Below are 16499 nucleotides of genomic sequence, written 5' to 3' on the forward strand. Positions count from 1 at the left end.
GGACCAATCGGCGAAACATCGAATTTGCCATTTTCGGGGGTTTCGACGGCTGAATCCACGTTGTTCACTCCCTCCAACCCGTTAATATTAAATATGCAACTGACTTTTATCCGGAGAGATATATGGTGTCGAATTTACTGGAGGCAGACGTCGAAAACGTCCTCGATGAGGCGTTCGCGGGGGACGACGAAGAGCTGTTCGTCGTCGATCCCTCCGCCGAGACGATCGTGTCGCTTGTCGAGGCGGCGATCGGTCGCGACGACCTGCCGGAGATGTCGATGCTCGTCGACAATCAGACGCTGAAGGGCGTGATGGAGGACTTCCTCGTCGCGTCGAAGGCGGCCGACCTCGTCGCTGACGGCGCGCTCGACCTCCGGGTGCTCGACGAGGCGGTCGACAACGCGCTGTTCGTCTCCGCCTCGCAGGTCGTCGTACTCGTGAGCACCGACGACCAGGTCGCCGCGCTCGCCTCGAGCGACGACGAGTTCGTTGACGAGGTGTTCGAAACCCACAGCGACGCCTTCGAAGACGCCGAGACGTACGGTCTCCGCACTCCCGCGATCAGCCGGGTTCGGGAGACGATGGCGGCCGAGATCGGTGAGGCGACCCGCGAGGACTTCGACGCCGTGCTCGCCGCGATGGACTCCGCCCGCGGCGACGACGACGGGCTCGACGAGGTGACCGTCTCCCTGATCGTCGCCGCGAAGAACGACGTGCTCCTCTACGACATCTCGAAGTGGGGCGAGGACGTGGGGATCGCCTCGAAGGCGACGTTCTCCCGCACGAAGACCCGGCTCGAAGACCTCGGGATCATCGACACGGAGAAGGTCCCGATCGACGTCGGTCGCCCCCGCCTCCGGCTCAAGCTCGGCAACGAACACCTCCGGGGCCTCGAGGCCGACGAGCTCGCCGACGAAGTCGCGGCGATGCTGGCGTAACCCGAAAGACGAGAGTCAGACGCCTTCCGTTTCGACACCGTCACCCGCGGCTTTTTTTCGCCCCTTCGCCTTGGGGATGACATGGACATCGGACTTGTCGGCGACGGCCCCGCGGTCGAGGCCGTCTCGGCCGCGCTCGGCGACGTCGACGTGAACGTGATGCCCGTCGAGGCGGGGCTGCTCGACGGGTTCGACCTCGCGGTCGTGGTCGACACCGCCGGCTCGGAGACGTTCGCGGCCGCCAACGAGCTCCTGGACCGCTGGGTCGCGATCGAGGTCGGCGGGATCGGCGGCGTTCCCCTGGAGTCGGTCGACGCCGCGGTGACCGCCTTCGACGAGACCTGTTACGACTGCCTCCGGCGACGCGTCGCGAGCGGCGGGGCCGAGGCGGCCGACGCGCCGGCCGGCCGCCGGTCCGCCGTGCGCTACGCCGGCGCGGTCGCCGGACGACGCGTCATTCGGCTGCTCGCCGGCGACCCGGTCGCCGACACGGTCGCGGAGGTGCCGGGCGCCGAGCGGACCCTCCTCCCGGTTCCCGGCTGCGACTGCGGCGCCGATCCGGGCGACGCGCTGCCCCGCGAGGGCGAAGAGCGGTCGCTGTCGGACGCTGTCGACCGCGCGGAGCGGGCGGTCGATCCCCGGATCGGCCCCCTCTCCGAGGTGGGCGAGCAGGAGTCGTTCCCCGTCCCGTACTACGTCGCGCGGGTCGCCGACACGACGCCCTTCTCCGACGCGCGGGCGGCCGAGTTCGGCGGCGGGGTCGCCGCCGGCTGGGACGCCGCGTTCATGAAGGCGCTCGGCGAGGGGTTAGAGCGGTACGCCGCCGGGATCTACCGCGAGGCGTCGTTCACGCGCGCGCCGGCCGCGAACGTTCCGAACCCGGTGTCGCCCGACGCGTTCGTCCGCCCCGAGAGCGCGGAGCCGTACGCCCGCGACGACAGGCTCCCGTGGGTGACCGGCGAGCGCCTCGGCAGCGGGGAGGTCGCGAGCCTGCCGGCGGAGTTCGTCCACTTCCCGCCGCCGGAAAAGCGGTATCGGCCCGCGATCACGACCGGGCTCGGGCTCGGTAACTCCGGGCCGCACGCGGCGCTGTCTGGGCTTTACGAGGCCATCGAGCGCGACGCGACGATGACGAGCTGGTACTCGACGGCCGACCCGCTCGGGATCGAGATCGACGACCCCGGGTTCGCGGAGCTGGAGAAGCGCGCCCGCGCCGAGTCGCTGTCGGTGACGTCCCTCCTCGTCACGACCGACGTCGACGTGCCCGTGGTCGCGGTCGGCGTCCACCGCGAGGGCGACTGGCCCCGCTTCGCGGCGGGCTCCGGCGCCGACCTCGACCCCGTCGCCGCGGCCCGGAGCGCGCTCGCGGAGGCGCTACAGAACTGGACCGAACTCCGCTCGATGGGACCCGACGCGGCCGCCGAGGAGGGGGCGGCGGTCGGCCGCCACGCCGACTTCCCGGAGGCGACGCGGGCGTTCTTCGACCCGGACGCGAGCGTCCCCGCCGAGTCGCTCGGGGAGCCCGACCTCGCGGGCGCCGACGAGCTGGCCGCCGTCGTCGACCGCGTCGAGACGGTCGGGCTGGAGCCGTACGTCGCGCGGACGACGACCCGGGACCTCGCCGCGCTCGGGTTCGAGGCGGTCCGCGTGTTGGTCCCCGGCGCGCAGCCGCTGTTCACCGGCGACCCGTTCTTCGGCGACCGCGCTCGCGACGTGCCCCGGTCGATGGGGTTCGAGCCCGAGCTTGAGAAGGCGTATCACCCGTTCCCCTGAGTCGATCGGAGGCCCTCCTCGCGCTCGGTGTGCCGTCGATCACCCCGGTTTAAGCCGATCGCAGTCCGGAGTCCGCCATGGACGTACTCCAAAACGCGGACGTCGAGGCGGTCGAGGCGATCGACGGCGTGTTCCTCACGCAGGGCGCCGCCGGCGACGAGACGAGCATCCAGCGGTTCGTCATCGAGCCCGGCGCCGAGGTCCCCGAACACGACCACCCCCACGAGCAGGTCGGCGCGATCACCGAAGGGGCGATCACCTTCGTCGTCGACGGCGAGGAGCGCGTCGCCGAGGCGGGCGACACGTACGTGATCCCGGGCGACGAACCGCACGCGGCGCGCAACGACACCGACGAGCGAGTCGTCGGCTACGACATCTTCTCGCCGCCGCGAACGAATCCGGACTGGCAGGAGTGACCCCGACGCGGAAGCCCGGTTTCGACGGCGAATAGGCAAGCCGAGCAACGACGTGATTATTTATAAGTCGTATGCGGTGGCGCGTGCCTGCGAGGCCGCCTCGCGGCCGAGCAGCACGCGCGAGGGACGCGGCGAGCGCTCGCAGAGCGCGAGCCGCGAGGTTGGGGAGGTGTGAGGTGCGGTTGCGGAGCGGTGCGGGGCGGGACTCAAAGGGGCAGTCGCCGGCGCTACGCGCCGGCTGACAGAGGCGCTTCACGCCTCGCTGCCGCGAGGGCGACGGTGGCCGCAGTAAGCACCGCAGCGAGCAACGCGAGCGAGGAGCGCAGCAAGGCCCCGAGCCCTCGCGGCTGGGGCTTTGGCGGTGTTCACCGTCGATCGACAGTCAACGGCTTATAAACGAGCGGCTGGGCTTTGGAGGAGTTAACCGCCGGTCCGCAAGCGACCGTTTATAATGGACATACTGATCGAAACAGCCCAGTCCACGATCCACATACAGGGGCAATCCCCGCCACAGTCACGCACCCTTTATCAGTCCGCCCCGAACCCCGAAGCAACCATGGCACGCGCGAGCGCCGGGGCGCGGCTCCACTTCGGCTTCTGTAACCTCAGCCTCTCGCACGAGCGGCTGTACGGCGCCCTCGGGCTCGGGCTCGCGGAGCCGCGGGTGGTCGTCGACGCGGAACCCGCCGAGTCGGTCTCCGCGGCGGTCGATCCGCCGACCACCGATCCAGCCGTCCGCGACGACGCCCGCGAGTACGCGACCACCGCCGTCGACCTCCTCGGCGTCGACGGCGCCCGGATCGCGGTCCGCGAGACCCTCCCGCGCCACGCCGGCCTCGGGAGCGGCACCCAGCTGGCCGCCGCGACGCTCGCGGCGGTGGCGGCCGCCCACGGGAAGGAACCCCATGTCCGCAAACACGCTCCGGCGCTCGGTCGCGGCGGGCGCTCCGGCGTCGGCGTCGCGACCTTCGAGGCGGGCGGGTTCGTGCTCGACGCCGGCCATCCCACCGCGCGGTTCACCACCGACCGCCCCGCCGACGGCGAGTGGACCGTTCCGCCGGTGGCCGCCCGCCACGCCGTCCCCGACGACTGGCGGTTCCTGCTCGTCCGCCCGGACGCCGATCCGGGCCGGAACGGCGACGACGAGGACGACGCGATGCGGACCGCGGTCGAGCGCGCGGAGCCCGGGCTCGCGGACCGGATCGGGGGGATCGTCACCCGGCGCGTGCTCCCCGCGATCGCGACGGGGAACGCCGAGCGCTTCGGCGCCGCGGTCGCGGAGATCGGCCGGCTCAACGGCGCGTGGTACGCCGACGAGCAGGGCGGCGTCTACCGCCCGCCGGTCGGCGACGTGGTGGCGTCGCTGTCGGACGCCGCGGCCGTGTTCGGCGCCGGGCAGTCGTCGTGGGGGCCGACCGTGTACGGGGTCACGAATGCCGCCAACGCGAGCGCGGCCGCGACGGCGGGCGAGCGCGCCCTCGACGAGGCGGGGGTGGACGGGTCGGTCTCGGTCGTCGAGGCGGCCGAGGGCGGGGCGCGGGTGACGGGGCGGGAGCGAGGGCGACAGGAGGCGATAGGCGAGCAACAACACTAAGCGGAGCGGCGTTCCCATACGGCATATGCCGAGTCTTCCGTTCGGCGTCGCCCGACTCGACTCGATCCTCGAGGGCGGGGCGCCGCCGGGGAACGTCGTGTTGCTCGCGGGCGAGTCCGGCGCCGGCGCGCGCGAGTTCCTGTACACCAGCGCGGCGATGAACGCCCTCGGGCGCGCCGACGCGGAGCTGTTCGACCTCTACTACGGCGACCTCCCCGACGACGCGGCGCTTCCCGAGGAGGTTCACTACATTTCCTTTACCGCCGACACCGACGCGCTCACCCGGGAGATGGGGTACACGATGGCGGACGAGATCGTCGACGCCGCGATCGACGGGATCGAGTTCCGGGACCTCTCGGCCGAGTACTTCCAGCTCAGCCCGATCCCGCGCGACTGGTACGAGGACGAGACGGCGTCGATCACGGAACTCGGCGACCGCGGCGAGTACGAGGACGTGCTCACCGCGTTCGGCGACTACCTGTCGGCGCACGCCGACGACAGCCTCGTCTGTATCGACTCCGTGACCGACCTCGTCTCGATGGTCGACGAGGACACCGAGTGGAGCGACGTGGCGATGGTGATGAAGGGGCTCAAGAAGGCGGCCTACGAGTGGGGCGGGCTCATCCTCGTGCTGGTGAACACCGACTCGATCACCGATAGAGAGCTCGGCGCGCTGATGGACGCCGCGGGCGGCACCCTGCAGTTCACGTGGGAGAGCGGGGGCTCCCAGCGAGCCAGAACGATGTTCGTCCGCGAGTTCCGCGGCGTGCTCTCCCGGCTGGAGTCCGAGAACATCGTCCGCTTCGAGACCGAGATCCACGAGGGAGGGTTCGACATCAGCGACGTGCGCAAGATCCGGTGAGCGGCCCCGAGAGTGAACGGGGGAACCCCTCCGAGTATCGATCCGGAGAACGACGCGACAGATTACTTAAGTCTGCTCCCGAAAGGGAGTCGTAGATGACGGAGGGCCCGCGATGAGCGACCTCGATCCGACCGACCGCGGCGACAGCGCCGCCGCGGCGGCCGCCGCCGACGAGGTCGACGTCGGTCGCGAGGAGCTGCTGAAGCGCGCCATCGTCGCGCTCGCGGAGTCCGAGGGAGTCGACGTCCCGGACGCGGAAGAGGTGGCGGCGATCGAGTCGCGGCTGGACGACCTCGACGCCGAGGTCGACGAGAAGGTCGAGGACCTCCGGGAGCGCTTCGTGGAGCTGTACCGCGATCTGGAGTCGAAGGCGCCCGCCGACCACACCCACGAGGAGACGGGGGAGCGGCTGGACGCGATCGCGGCCGACCTCGACGCGGTCGCCGGGCGTCTCGACGAACTGGAGGCCGAGGCGGCCGCGACGGCGACCGTCGGCGAGGCGGTCGACGAGACGGTCGACGCCCTCGACGACCGGCTCGCTCGCGTCGAGTCTCGAATCGACGACCTCGACGCGCTTGGCTCTCGCGTCGACGACCTCGACGAGATCGAAGAGAAGCTCTCGCGGGTCGCGAGCGCGGTCGTCAGGGTCCGCCGGCGGCTGGAGGCGGCCGAGCGCGACCGGGCCGAGCGCGAGCGCCTCGACGCGCTGACCGCCGCCGCGAACCGCGAGGGTGTCCGGAAAGCCGAGTGTACGAACTGCGCCGGGACCGTCGAACTCGGGCTGTTGACCGCGCCGGAGTGCCCTCACTGCGGCCGACAGTTCGGAGAGCTCGAACCGAATCCGGGCTTCCTCGGCACCTCGCGGCTGGTCGTCGAGGACCGGCCGGCGCTCGACGGCGACGTGAGCGGATCCCCGCCCGGCTCCGCGGGCACGGCGGACCGCGGGGCGGACACCGAGGACGAAAGTAGCGTGAGTACCCGCCGGGACGACGGAGGCGGTGAAACGTGACCGACGAGGGGCCGGGTCAAGCCGACGACACCGACGAGATCGACGACCCCTTCGCTCGGTTGGACGAGGAGGGGCCCGAGGGGAACCCGCCCGGCGGCGACGCCGATGCGGAAACCCCCGGCTCCGAGGACCCGCTTTTTACCGAGGCGAAGACGGAGACCGGGGATCGCGTCGAAACGGGCGTCGACGACGCGTCTGACCCCCGCTCCGTCGGGGTCTCAGATCGAGGAGAGGCCGACGACCCCTTCGACGAACTCGGCCCGGCGACCGGCGAGTCAGACGCGGACCTCGACGAGGCGTTCGAGCGAATGGACGTCGGCGAGGTCGCGGAGGAGGACGTCTGGGAGTCGCTCGACGAGGACGCGGCTGGCGGGCTCGGACCGGTCGGCGAGTTCGGCGACGCGACCTCGGGGACGGACGCGACGGGAGCCGGCCTCGGGGGAGACTTCGCAGACGCCGGCCGCGAGCGCGTGATCTCGAAGCGGACGTACTGCCAGCAGTGCCCGCACTTCTCGGCGCCGCCGGAGGTCGCCTGCGGCCACGAGGGGACGACCATCCTCGAGGCCGTCGGGTTCGACGAGTTCCGGGTCCGGAACTGCCCGATGGTCGACGACGACGATCCGACGTTCGACGCGACTCGAGAGAAGTAACCGGGAACGGTTATATCGGGGTCAAGCGCGATCGCTGACGGTTTCTGAACACCCTCAAGGGGGTCGGGTCCCGAGGGCGCCTCGTCGTGGGAATAGTTCGACGGTTAGACGAGAGGGGAGTCGCGTTCGGCTCGGGAGCCCTCACCGGGGCGATAGGGGATTCGATTACGGTGATCCCGCTGGTCGTCGCGCTCGCGCTGCTGACCGACGTCTCGCTCCCGCACGCGCTCGTCGGGTTCGGGGTCTTCCAGATCGTCTGGGGGGTCCGGTACGGGCTTCCGGTGTCGGTCGAGCCGATGAAGGCGCTCGCGGCGCTGGCGATCGCCGGCGCGCTGACGTACGCGGAGCTCGTGCTCGCCGGGCTCGTCCTCGGCGTCCTCCTCCTCGCGATCGGGCTCACGGGGACGCTCGCGCGGGTCGAGCGCTGGATCGGCGAGCCGGTGATCCGCGGGGTGCAGTTCGCGGTCGGGCTGGTTCTCCTCGAAACCGGGGGCGAACTCGCGCTCGGCGACCCGATACTCGCGGCCGCGGGAGTGGCGATCGCCGCGACGGCCGCGCTCGCCGGCCACGGGAAGGCGAGCGCCCTCGCGGTCGCGGTCGTCGGAATCCTGATCGCCCTCGTCACCGCCGGGATCCCGGCGCCGCAGTGGCCCGGAGAGCCGCCGGTCCTGTCCCTGCAGGCGCTCTCCGGGGCGGTCACCCGGAGCACGGCCGACGGGATCGCGGCGCAGCTCGCGATGACGATCGGCAACGCCGCGCTGGCGACCTCCCTCCTCTTCGCCGACCTGTTCGACGCCGAGGTCACGCCGGACGAGTTGTCGGCGAGCATGGGCACGACGAACCTGATCGCGGTGCCGCTCGGCGGGATCCCGATGTGTCACGGCTGCGACGGCGTCGCCGGCAAGCACGCGTTCGGCGCGCGGACCGGCGGCGCGAACGTCGTCCTCGGCGTCGGCTACCTCGTCGCGGTCCCCTTCGCGACCCCCGCGCTGCTCGACGCGTTCCCGGTGGCGATGCTCGGCGCGCTGCTCGCGATCGTCGCCGTCTCGCTCGCGCGCAACGCCGTCGACTCCGAGAACGTCGCGCTCTCGGTCGCCATCGGGCTCGTCGCGCTGGCGACGAACCTCGGCGTCGCGTTCCTGCTCGGAATCGTCGCGCACCTCGCGTGGGAGCGAGTGGGAGGGGGCGGGGACGAGGGCGCCGATCACTTATAAACGATCGGTGCGGTGGCGCGTCCCGGAGAGCGGCCCGCAGGGCCGCGAGCCGACGGCGCGAGGGAGTCGGTCGCCCGGAGCAACGCGGAGGGCGACCGACGAGGCTGGGGAGGCGCGAGGTTGCCGTGCTGTGCGGTCGGGTGGGGCTTTGGAGATGTCAACCGTCGATCCGACACGATCAACCACTTATAACGCACAAACTCGCCAAAGCCGGATTGACCCGCGATCGATCTACCGACTCCTTATAAAACGTCCTCCAGCGCGTCCATCGCCTCGTCCACCCGGTCGACCCGCGCGTTGTGCCCCATATGCCCGATCCGGAGGACGTCGTCGGCCAGCCCCGCCAACCCGGTCGCGAGGAGCACGTCGCGCTCCTCGCGGAGCCGGGTCTGCAGCTCCTCGGCCCGCCCGGGAACCTCGAAGGCCGTCACCGTCGGTGAACTTCGCTCCGGGTCGGGATACGGCTCCAGCCCCAGCTCCGCGCCGCGCTCGCGACACCGCGCCGCCGCGGTCCGGTGTCGCTCCCGGACCGCGTCGAGCCCCTCGTCGAGCCACAGCCCCAGCGCCGCGTCGAGCGCGACGACTTCGGTCGTGAGGTGGGTGTACGGGAACCCCTCGGACGTGTCGCGCCACGGGAGGAAGTTCGTGTACAGCGAGTGCGGGTCCCGCTCCGCCATCGCCGCCCACGCGCGGTCGCTGATCGCGGCGGTGGTGAGCCCCGGCGGCGCGCTGAAGCACTTCTGTGAAGCCCCCAGACACACGTCGATCCGGTCGGTCGGCACCCGAACGCCCCCGAGCGACGAGACGGCGTCGACGACGGTGAGGATCTCTCCGTCCGCCGCCTCCAAGAGGTCGAGCGCGGGACCGAGATCGTTGAGCGTCCCCGTCGGCGTCTCGCAGTGGACCATCGTCGCGAGGTCGAACTCGCGGTCGTCGTCGCTGAGGACCGATTCGAGCTCACCTAACGGAAGGGGGTCGTCGTAGTCGGCCGAGACCAGCGTCGCCTCGCCGCCGTAGTCCGCGACGAAGTCGGCGAAGCCGTCGCCGTAGAGCCCGTTCGAGAGGCACAGCACCTCAGTCCCGGACCCGACCAGCGAGGCGATCGCGGCCTCCAGCCCGAGGATCCCCTCGCCGCCGGGGACGACGACGTCGCGTGTCGGCGACGCGGAGCCGTCTCGGGTGGCGCCGTCCGGATCGACCTCGTACACCGTCGCCAGCCGATCGGTCAGTCGATCGTAGATCCGGTGGAACTCGGGGTCGACGTCGGGATTTATCAGATCGCGGCTCATCGCGTCGCGGACGGGAGCGGGGACCGCGGTGGGTCCCGGCGTCATGAGCATACGCCGTCACCGGGTCCCATCGGCATAAGAGCGCCGTCCCGATCCCACCGTGGCGGTGGGCTGTCTCACCCACGGGTAAGTATATATGACCGGCAGAAGAGTTAGAAGCATGACACGCGGTTATCGCTGTCCCCCGCGGCCGGTCCGGCCCGCTGACGGGTCCGAAACGATCGGGAGTTCGGAGGAGTGAATGCCCCGGCGAATCCTCGCTCTCCTCACGGTGGGCGTACTGCTCGTCGGGGCGGTCGCCGGACTCGCCGTCGCGCAAGAGGAGCCGCCGTTCGTCCGTGGTGAGCCCGAACTGGATGTGTACGTCCCCGACTCGACCGTGTCTCCGGGAACGGTGACAGACCTCACGGTGCAGATCGCGAACGACGGCGACGTACAGGCGGGGTCAGACCTCCGGAGGGAGTCCGTCACGACGGCTCGGAGCGTCGCGATCGAAGTTCAAAACGACGACTCGCCACTCGTCGTTAAGACGGAGCGGACCGCTGTCGGATCGATCGTCGACGGCGGAGTCCGCGAGGTGCCCATCTCGGTCGCGGTGCCGGCCGACGCGGAGCCGGGTGAGTATTCGCTCGACGTACGGCTCGAGTACTCGTACACGCACCTCTCGGCGCCGCGGAGCGGAGTCGTACAGGACCGATCGCGAACGCGAACCGAGTCGATCTCGGTGACCGTCGACGACGGCCCCCGATTCGCGATGCGGACGGTCGACACCGACGTGCAGGTCGGCGGCTCCGGAACGCTCGTGGCGAACGTGACCAACGTCGGCGGCGAGACCGCGCGCGATCTCTCGGTCGAACTCGCCGCGAACGGACCCGACCTCGCCCTCGGCGAGACGGAACGGAACACCGCCCGGATCGACCGGCTCGCTCCCGGGGAGAACGCGACCGCCAGGTTCCCGGTACGCGTCCGTTCGGACGCGGCCGCGGAGTCGTTCGGCCTGACCGGCACCGTACGGTACACCGATGTCGACGGCGTCCGCGACGCCCACGAGGGGGTCCCGGTCGGGATACGGCCCGGAGCCGAGCAGTCGATCTCGGTCTCGATCGACGATTCGACGCTCCGCGTGGGCGAGAACGGAACCCTCCGCGGAACGGTTCGCAACGACGGCCCGGCCGACGTGCGAGGAGTCGCTCTCGCGGTCGGCGAGGGGGCGTTCGTTCCCCGGAGCCCGCGGTACGCCGTCGGTGACATCGCCGCCGGCGAGAGCGCCGGGTTCCGGTTCCGCGGCGAAGTGCCGGCGAACGCCGACTCGGTCCCACAGCAACTGGTCGTCTCGACCAGTTACCGGAGCGCCACTGACACCGAGCGGACGACCCGCGAGGCGGTCCGCGTGCGCGTCGCCGAGCGTCGGGACGGAGTGACGGTATCCCCGGTCGAGCCGCGGTTCGCGGCCGGCGAGGACGGCGTGTTGCGGCTCAACGTAACGAACCGTCGCGACAGCGAACTTCGGGACATCGAACTGCGTCTCGCCGTCGACCAGCCGCTGGAGAGCGAGTTCCGGACGACGGTGATCCCGGCGCTGGAGTCCGGTGAGACGGGGCAAGTCGCGTTCGATCTCGCCGTTGACGGCGATGCGCCGGTGAGCCGCTACCCGGCGACCGTCGAGATTTCCCACACAGACACCGAGGGCGTCCGAGTCACCGGCGGCACCGCGACGGTCGCCGTCTCGGTCGTCGAGGCGTCCGGCGGCGGGGTCTCCACAGAGCTCGGCGTGTTGATCGTTCTCTTGGTCCTCGTCGCCGCCGGAGCGTGGTGGTTCTATGTCCGGTGATGCCGGCGATTCGTCGAGCGACATCGGTGTGCAGCCCGAGAACGCAGCGGGCGACCGCCCGGTCGTCGTCGAGGATCTCACGAAGGAGTTCGGGAGCGTGGTGGCTAACGACTCCGTCTCGTTCGCCGTGAACGAAGGCGAGGTGTTCGGCTTCCTCGGCCCGAACGGTGCCGGGAAGTCGACGACCATACGGATGCTGTTGGGTATGTTACATCCCACCTCGGGGACGGCGAGGGTTCTTGGCGCTGACATCCGCGATGAGGCCGCGCTGACCGCGGCCAAGCGCCGGATCGGGTACCTTCCGGCGCATCTCGGATTCGACGAGTCGATGACCGGAGAGGCGGTTCTCGACTATCACGGCGCGATGAAAGGCGAAACCCGCCGAGACGAGCTGTTGGAGCTGTTCACGCCGCCGATCGATCGACCGATACGGGAGTACTCCACCGGGAACACACGGATGCTCGGACTGGTGCAGGTGTTCATGCACGACCCCGACCTCGTGATCATGGACGAGCCCACCGCCGGGCTCGACCCGCTCAAACAGGAGCGGTTCAACGAGTTCGTCCGGGAGGAGCGCGACCGCGGGACGACCGTGTTCTTCTCCTCGCACGTGCTGAGCGAAGTACGGCGCGTCTGTGACCGTGTCGGCATCCTCCGCGCCGGCTCCCTGGTCGAGCTCGAGAACGTCGATGCGCTGCTCCATCGGAGCGGGAAGCGCGTGCGCGTTCACGCGAACAACGCGGCGGTGGCGGCGATAACCGCTCTCGACGGCGCCGTCGGAACGGAGCGGTTCGCCGACGGTGTCCAGTTCATCTACGCCGGAGACGCCAACGCGCTCCTCCGCGAACTCTCGGCACACGACATCCACGACGTGGCGATCGGCGAGCCCCCGATCGAGGACGTGTTCGCTCACTATTACGGGACCGACGGGACCGAAGACACCGGCGACGCCGCCGAGAGGAGTTCGAATGCTTGAGACCGCTCGGTACGAGGGGCGGCGACGGATCCGCGGCGCCGCGGTCCTCACGGCCGGCGTCGGGGCGTACGCGGGGTTCATCGTCTGGTACTTCACGGTGCTCGAGGGGGTCGACTACGAGGACGTATTCGAGGACCTGCCGCCGGCGATGCTGGAGGCGTTCGGCATCGAGAGCCTGTCGACGATCGAAGGGTTCCTCGGCGCGCAGGTGTTCAACTTCGTCTGGCTGCTCGGGTTGGGACTGTACTTCGCGTACGTCGCTGGCGGTACCGTCGCGGGGGACATAGAGACGGGACGGATGGATCTGCTGTTGTCGCTTCCCGTCATGCGGTCCCGGCTGCTCGTCGAGAAGTTCGCCGCGCTGCTCGTTCCGATGATCGCCGTCAACGCCTTCGGCGGCCCGATAATCTACCTGTTCGTCGTCGCCGTCGGGGAGTCGGTCCCGGTCGACAACCTGTTCCTCGCACATCTGCTGTCGGTCCCGTACCTCCTCGTCTGTGCGGGGATCGGTCTCGTGTTCTCGGTCGCTGTCGACCGCGCGGCGATCGCTGAACGGGGAGCCGTCGGCACCGTCTTCGTCTTATATCTCGTTGAGTCGGTCGTCGGCGGCGCAGACGCGTACGACTGGATACAGTACCTGAGCCCGACGCAGTACTACGACCCGACGCCGATCCTGATCGACGGCTCGTTTGAGCCGATCGATTCGGCCATCCTGATCGTCGCCTTCGTCGGCCTGCTCGTCCTCTCACAAGCCCTGTTCGAGCGTCGAGACGTGTGATATCGCCCGAGACGCGGGTGTTCGCGCTCGCCGATACGTTAATACGTTTCTGTCGCCTCGGTTAGGCCACGATGATGCTTCCGACCCACGTGATCGGCGGGATGCTGCTCGCCGCGCCGTTGGTGCGCGTGGCTCCGGAACTGGCGCCGATCGGCTTCGTCGCCGGGTTCCTCGGGGGGCTCTTCCCGGATCTCGACATGTACGTCGGCCACCGGAAGACCCTCCACTTCCCCGTGTACTACACCGCGTTCGCGGCGCTCGCCCTCCTCGCGGCCCTAGCCGCGCCGTCGGCGGCGACCGTCGGCGCCGCCCTGTTCCTCCTCGGCGCGGCCGTCCACAGCGTCGCAGACATGTACGGCGGCGGGCTAGAGCTGCGCCCGTGGGAGGGGAACTCCGACCGCGCCGTGTACAACCATTATCGCGGGACGTGGATAGCCCCGCGGCGGCTCGTCCGGTACGACGGCGCGGTCGAGGACCTCGCGCTGTCGATCGGTCTGGCGCTTCCCCTCCTGTACCTGGTCAACGGTCCGTTCCGGCAGATCGTACTCGGCACGCTTCTCGTCGCGGCCGTCTACACGATGACTCGGCGGTACCTCGCGGAGCTCGCGGCCCGGATCACTCCCTACGCCCCGGACGCGGTGTTGCCGTTCCTCCCGGACCGCTACCACGACGACGACGCGAAGCGGTAAGAAGCGGTCGCGGTCAGTCCCTATTACGACTCCTCAGTCGAGCCCGTCGATCGCGCGCGCCGCGTCGAGCACCTCGTCGTGGAGGCGCCCGTTCGAGACGACGAGCCCCGTCGAGTCGTGTCGCCAGCGGTTCCCTTCCAGATCCGTCGCCGTCCCGCCGGCCTGTCGAACCATGAACACGCCCGCGACGGAGTCCCAGGGGTTCGCCCGCAGGTTCGAGAGGGTCCCCTCCAGCCCGCCGGCGGCGACGGTCGGCAACACGATCTGTGCGGCGCCGAGGCGGCGCAGATCGCTGAACCGCCGGACGATCGCCTCGCAGGCGGCGGCGTACTCGTCGCGGGAGTCGTGGTCCCACCACAGCGTCGGGTCTACCGTGGCCCGTCGCGGGTCCGACACGTCGCTGACGGACAGCCGCTCCCCGTTGCGGTACGCGCCGTCCGCGTCGGCGGTGTACACGTCGCCCAGCGCGGGCGCGACGGTGGCCGCGGCGACCGGCTCGCCGTCGACGACGGCCGCGACCGCGGTCCCCCACACGCGGATGTCTCGGACGTAGTTGTGGGTGCCGTCGATCGGATCGATCACCCACGCGGCGCCCTCCTCGGGGACGGTCTTGCGCTCGTCCTCCTCCTCGCCCACGATCGCGTCGTCCGGGAACGTCTCGCGGATCGCCTCGATCACGGTGCGCTGGGCCGCGCGGTCCGCCTCCGTCACCACGTCGTCCTCGCCTTTGGTCTCGACGTCGATGTCGCTCCGGAACCGCTCGTTCGCGACCCGCGCGCCGGCTCGTGCCGCACGCTCGGCGACGGCGGCGCGCTCGTCTGCGTCGGCCATGGGCACGGTCCGACCGCTGGACGCGTATAAACGTCGATCCCGCGAGCGGCGGGCCACCGGAACGATTAACTCAGTTCCGAATCCGAGTACATTTAAGTGGTCTTGGGAGAGATAGACGCGTATGCAACCAGAGGAAGCGGTCCGCCAGCTCGAGTACGCCATCGACGCCTCGCTCGACGAGACCGGACAGCGCACGGCCGCCGGCTACCGGCCCACCTTCGAGCGCGTCGCCGACCGCGCCGACGGAAGCGCCGTGTACGCGCTCGCCTGCGACCTCGCCGGTGAGGTCGTCGCCGGGGAGTGTCCCAGCCCCGCCGAGGCGAACGCGACCGCCGAGCGCGTGCTCGACGACTGGGCGTACACCGACGGCGGGGCGTAGAGTCCCACCGGCTCGGCGGACGCCGTCGACCCTTCTTCTGTTAACTGCGATCGTGTCCAGCGACCGATCCGTCGCGCGTCGGTCCTCGATAGACTGTTCGACATCTTGAACGCGCGATCGCGGATAGGCTCTCCCCCGTGATTTCGGAGTAGTCCGGCGGCTGGAGTGCCACTGCTCGAAGCCGATTCTCGTCCGATTCGAACTCGATTGCGAGACTGGGACCGCGTTGAGAATAGCGACTAAAGGACCCCGACGGTCCGCTTTCAATTTCCGGAGTGGTATTCAAAACAGCCAAAACAAAATGAAACTGAACCGCTGTCAACTGCTAACGGTACAGTTACGTCGACGAGTTGCTCCCGTACGGACCGTCTGCATCGGTGACGGCGAACGTGATCTCTCCACCCGGCAGGCTGGTCCTGTCTCGCGCATCGATCGCCACACCAACGAGCGTGGACTCACCCGGACCGAGACCCCCACCACTCGCGTTGGTGGTGTCATATCCTCCGAAGTCATCCCAGCTGGGGTAGAAGCTGTCTTCAGGGTAGGTCCCGCTGTACTCTTCGTAGACCTCCTTGGGGACGAAATGCCACCGATCGGGATCGGCCAGCCCGGACTTATCAATGGTTATGTCGAGGTCATTGGGACCGTTGTTCACGATCCGGAACACTCCGTCAAATGTCGACACCGAGTCGGCATTGATACCAGCGCCACCTTCGCCGTTAGCAGCGAAATCCAGCTGGAGTTTTTTGCCATTCCTATCGGCGTACGGTGACGTGTCCTCGAGACCCAGGTATGCGCTGCCGTCGCCCGCCACATTGACGTTAACACTTCGAGTAGCCTCAACACTCGCGAACGCACCAGTACCTGTTGCAGCCGCCCCGCCGGCGACGAGCGATCCCATTCCGATCACGAATTTGCGTCGTTCCATGTCGTATCTCACCTGTGTTACGCACCCCCGTAACCCGGACGCCCGGGCCGGGAGCGCTCGGATAATACATACGGGGGATTGTACTTCGTTATGACATTCTCGACATGTTCGCGTGCCGGCCTCGATGTGTGACGTGCGCGGCTCGATGCGAAGTATGCGGCCCTCGCTAACGACATCGGGACAGTCCTGAAAGCGAGTTAATTAGTTCCTAACGCACGTTAGGAGGCTAATAGAATATTCAACAACGGCCTGAAGAACACGCTGAAAGCCCGTCGGATCGTCGGCCGACCCTCGTCAGACCGACGATCCGTTCCTGATTGTGATAGAAAAAGTATGTATTAA

16 protein-coding genes are annotated in these 16499 nt (G+C 69.3%); 13 read left to right on the plus strand and 3 right to left on the minus strand.

The annotated features are described in order from the left end of the window. The first annotated feature begins 122 nt into the window (after positions 1 to 122). The 8 genes from tbsP to FGL94_RS05685 all read left to right on the plus strand — a co-directional run bounded on the left by tbsP (position 123) and on the right by FGL94_RS05685 (position 8456). Entirely contained in the window at positions 123 to 938 is an 816-nt protein-coding gene (gene tbsP, locus FGL94_RS05650) for a transcriptional regulator TbsP (RefSeq protein WP_144921960.1), read from the plus strand. Between the two features lie 81 nt (positions 939 to 1019). Continuing rightward, the gene (locus FGL94_RS05655; protein WP_144921963.1) at positions 1020 to 2711 is read left to right on the plus strand and encodes a YcaO-like family protein; all 1692 of its coding nucleotides are present in this window, start codon (positions 1020 to 1022) and stop codon (positions 2709 to 2711) included. A 77-nt stretch (positions 2712 to 2788) separates the two neighbouring features. Next, entirely contained in the window at positions 2789 to 3127 is a 339-nt protein-coding gene (locus FGL94_RS05660; RefSeq protein ID WP_144921966.1) for a cupin domain-containing protein, read from the plus strand. A 556-nt stretch (positions 3128 to 3683) separates the two neighbouring features. Further along, positions 3684 to 4721: a beta-ribofuranosylaminobenzene 5'-phosphate synthase family protein gene (locus tag FGL94_RS05665; protein WP_144921970.1), complete on the plus strand. Its 1038-nt coding sequence runs from the start codon at positions 3684 to 3686 to the stop codon at positions 4719 to 4721. Positions 4722 to 4746: 25 nt separating this feature from the next. Further along, complete coding sequence (locus FGL94_RS05670) at positions 4747 to 5583, plus strand: RAD55 family ATPase (RefSeq protein ID WP_144921973.1); 837 nt, start codon at positions 4747 to 4749, stop codon at positions 5581 to 5583. Positions 5584 to 5695: 112 nt separating this feature from the next. Continuing rightward, positions 5696 to 6592, plus strand: a complete 897-nt coding sequence (locus FGL94_RS05675; protein WP_144921977.1) for a hypothetical protein — start codon at positions 5696 to 5698, stop codon at positions 6590 to 6592. After that, entirely contained in the window at positions 6589 to 7242 is a 654-nt protein-coding gene (locus tag FGL94_RS18545; protein ID WP_241659134.1) for a hypothetical protein, read from the plus strand. Before FGL94_RS05675 ends, FGL94_RS18545 begins: the two co-directional genes overlap by 4 nt. Positions 7243 to 7328: 86 nt before the next feature. Then, positions 7329 to 8456 carry a putative sulfate/molybdate transporter gene (locus FGL94_RS05685; RefSeq protein WP_144921980.1) on the plus strand — a complete coding sequence of 376 codons (1128 nt, stop codon included), beginning with the start codon at positions 7329 to 7331 and terminating at the stop codon, positions 8454 to 8456. Between the two features lie 242 nt (positions 8457 to 8698). Here the strand turns inward: FGL94_RS05685 and FGL94_RS05690 are convergent, their stop codons facing one another. Then, positions 8699 to 9796, minus strand: coding sequence for a pyridoxal-phosphate-dependent aminotransferase family protein (locus tag FGL94_RS05690; protein WP_144921983.1), 1098 nt, complete (start codon positions 9794 to 9796; stop codon positions 8699 to 8701). 190 nt (positions 9797 to 9986) lie between these two features. Between FGL94_RS05690 and FGL94_RS05695 the strand changes: the two genes are divergently transcribed. The 4 genes from FGL94_RS05695 to FGL94_RS05710 all read left to right on the plus strand — a co-directional run bounded on the left by FGL94_RS05695 (position 9987) and on the right by FGL94_RS05710 (position 14019). After that, a complete protein-coding gene (locus tag FGL94_RS05695) occupies positions 9987 to 11576 on the plus strand; it encodes a COG1361 S-layer family protein (protein WP_144921985.1) in 1590 nt (529 codons plus the stop codon). Continuing rightward, positions 11566 to 12552, plus strand: coding sequence for an ABC transporter ATP-binding protein (locus FGL94_RS05700; RefSeq protein WP_144921987.1), 987 nt, complete (start codon positions 11566 to 11568; stop codon positions 12550 to 12552). Before FGL94_RS05695 ends, FGL94_RS05700 begins: the two co-directional genes overlap by 11 nt. Continuing rightward, entirely contained in the window at positions 12545 to 13330 is a 786-nt protein-coding gene (locus FGL94_RS05705) for an ABC transporter permease subunit (protein WP_144921989.1), read from the plus strand. The genes FGL94_RS05700 and FGL94_RS05705 overlap by 8 nt, the downstream gene beginning before the upstream one ends. A 71-nt stretch (positions 13331 to 13401) precedes the next feature. Beyond that, the gene (locus FGL94_RS05710) at positions 13402 to 14019 is read left to right on the plus strand and encodes a metal-dependent hydrolase (RefSeq protein WP_144921992.1); all 618 of its coding nucleotides are present in this window, start codon (positions 13402 to 13404) and stop codon (positions 14017 to 14019) included. Between the two features lie 33 nt (positions 14020 to 14052). Here the strand turns inward: FGL94_RS05710 and FGL94_RS05715 are convergent, their stop codons facing one another. Next, a complete protein-coding gene (locus FGL94_RS05715; RefSeq protein WP_144921994.1) occupies positions 14053 to 14850 on the minus strand; it encodes an inositol monophosphatase family protein in 798 nt (265 codons plus the stop codon). Between the two features lie 121 nt (positions 14851 to 14971). Between FGL94_RS05715 and FGL94_RS05720 the strand changes: the two genes are divergently transcribed. Beyond that, positions 14972 to 15229, plus strand: a complete 258-nt coding sequence (locus FGL94_RS05720; protein WP_144921996.1) for a hypothetical protein — start codon at positions 14972 to 14974, stop codon at positions 15227 to 15229. 337 nt (positions 15230 to 15566) lie between these two features. Here the strand turns inward: FGL94_RS05720 and FGL94_RS05725 are convergent, their stop codons facing one another. Continuing rightward, complete coding sequence (locus FGL94_RS05725) at positions 15567 to 16157, minus strand: hypothetical protein (RefSeq protein WP_144921999.1); 591 nt, start codon at positions 16155 to 16157, stop codon at positions 15567 to 15569. Between the last annotated feature and the right edge of the window lie 342 nt (positions 16158 to 16499).

Origin of the sequence: Halorubrum salsamenti (assembly GCF_007671685.1) — an archaeon.
GTDB classification, from domain to species: Archaea; Halobacteriota; Halobacteria; order Halobacteriales; family Haloferacaceae; genus Halorubrum; species Halorubrum salsamenti.

What these genes read in the sequence shown, in the direction of transcription:
- FGL94_RS05670 (WP_144921973.1), top strand. Translation starts at nt 4,747, where the DNA reads ATGCCGAGTCTTCCGTTCGGCGTCGCCCGACTCGACTCGATCCTCGAG.
- FGL94_RS05660 (WP_144921966.1), top strand. Translation starts at nt 2,789, where the DNA reads ATGGACGTACTCCAAAACGCGGACGTCGAGGCGGTCGAGGCGATCGAC.
- FGL94_RS05690 (WP_144921983.1), bottom strand. Translation starts at nt 9,796, where the DNA reads ATGCTCATGACGCCGGGACCCACCGCGGTCCCCGCTCCCGTCCGCGAC.
- FGL94_RS05725 (WP_144921999.1), bottom strand. Translation starts at nt 16,157, where the DNA reads ATGGAACGACGCAAATTCGTGATCGGAATGGGATCGCTCGTCGCCGGC.
- FGL94_RS05695 (WP_144921985.1), top strand. Translation starts at nt 9,987, where the DNA reads ATGCCCCGGCGAATCCTCGCTCTCCTCACGGTGGGCGTACTGCTCGTC.
- FGL94_RS05700 (WP_144921987.1), top strand. Translation starts at nt 11,566, where the DNA reads ATGTCCGGTGATGCCGGCGATTCGTCGAGCGACATCGGTGTGCAGCCC.
- FGL94_RS05675 (WP_144921977.1), top strand. Translation starts at nt 5,696, where the DNA reads ATGAGCGACCTCGATCCGACCGACCGCGGCGACAGCGCCGCCGCGGCG.
- FGL94_RS05655 (WP_144921963.1), top strand. Translation starts at nt 1,020, where the DNA reads ATGGACATCGGACTTGTCGGCGACGGCCCCGCGGTCGAGGCCGTCTCG.
- FGL94_RS05710 (WP_144921992.1), top strand. Translation starts at nt 13,402, where the DNA reads ATGATGCTTCCGACCCACGTGATCGGCGGGATGCTGCTCGCCGCGCCG.
- FGL94_RS05715 (WP_144921994.1), bottom strand. Translation starts at nt 14,850, where the DNA reads ATGGCCGACGCAGACGAGCGCGCCGCCGTCGCCGAGCGTGCGGCACGA.
- FGL94_RS05720 (WP_144921996.1), top strand. Translation starts at nt 14,972, where the DNA reads ATGCAACCAGAGGAAGCGGTCCGCCAGCTCGAGTACGCCATCGACGCC.
- tbsP (WP_144921960.1), top strand. Translation starts at nt 123, where the DNA reads ATGGTGTCGAATTTACTGGAGGCAGACGTCGAAAACGTCCTCGATGAG.
- FGL94_RS05665 (WP_144921970.1), top strand. Translation starts at nt 3,684, where the DNA reads ATGGCACGCGCGAGCGCCGGGGCGCGGCTCCACTTCGGCTTCTGTAAC.
- FGL94_RS05705 (WP_144921989.1), top strand. Translation starts at nt 12,545, where the DNA reads ATGCTTGAGACCGCTCGGTACGAGGGGCGGCGACGGATCCGCGGCGCC.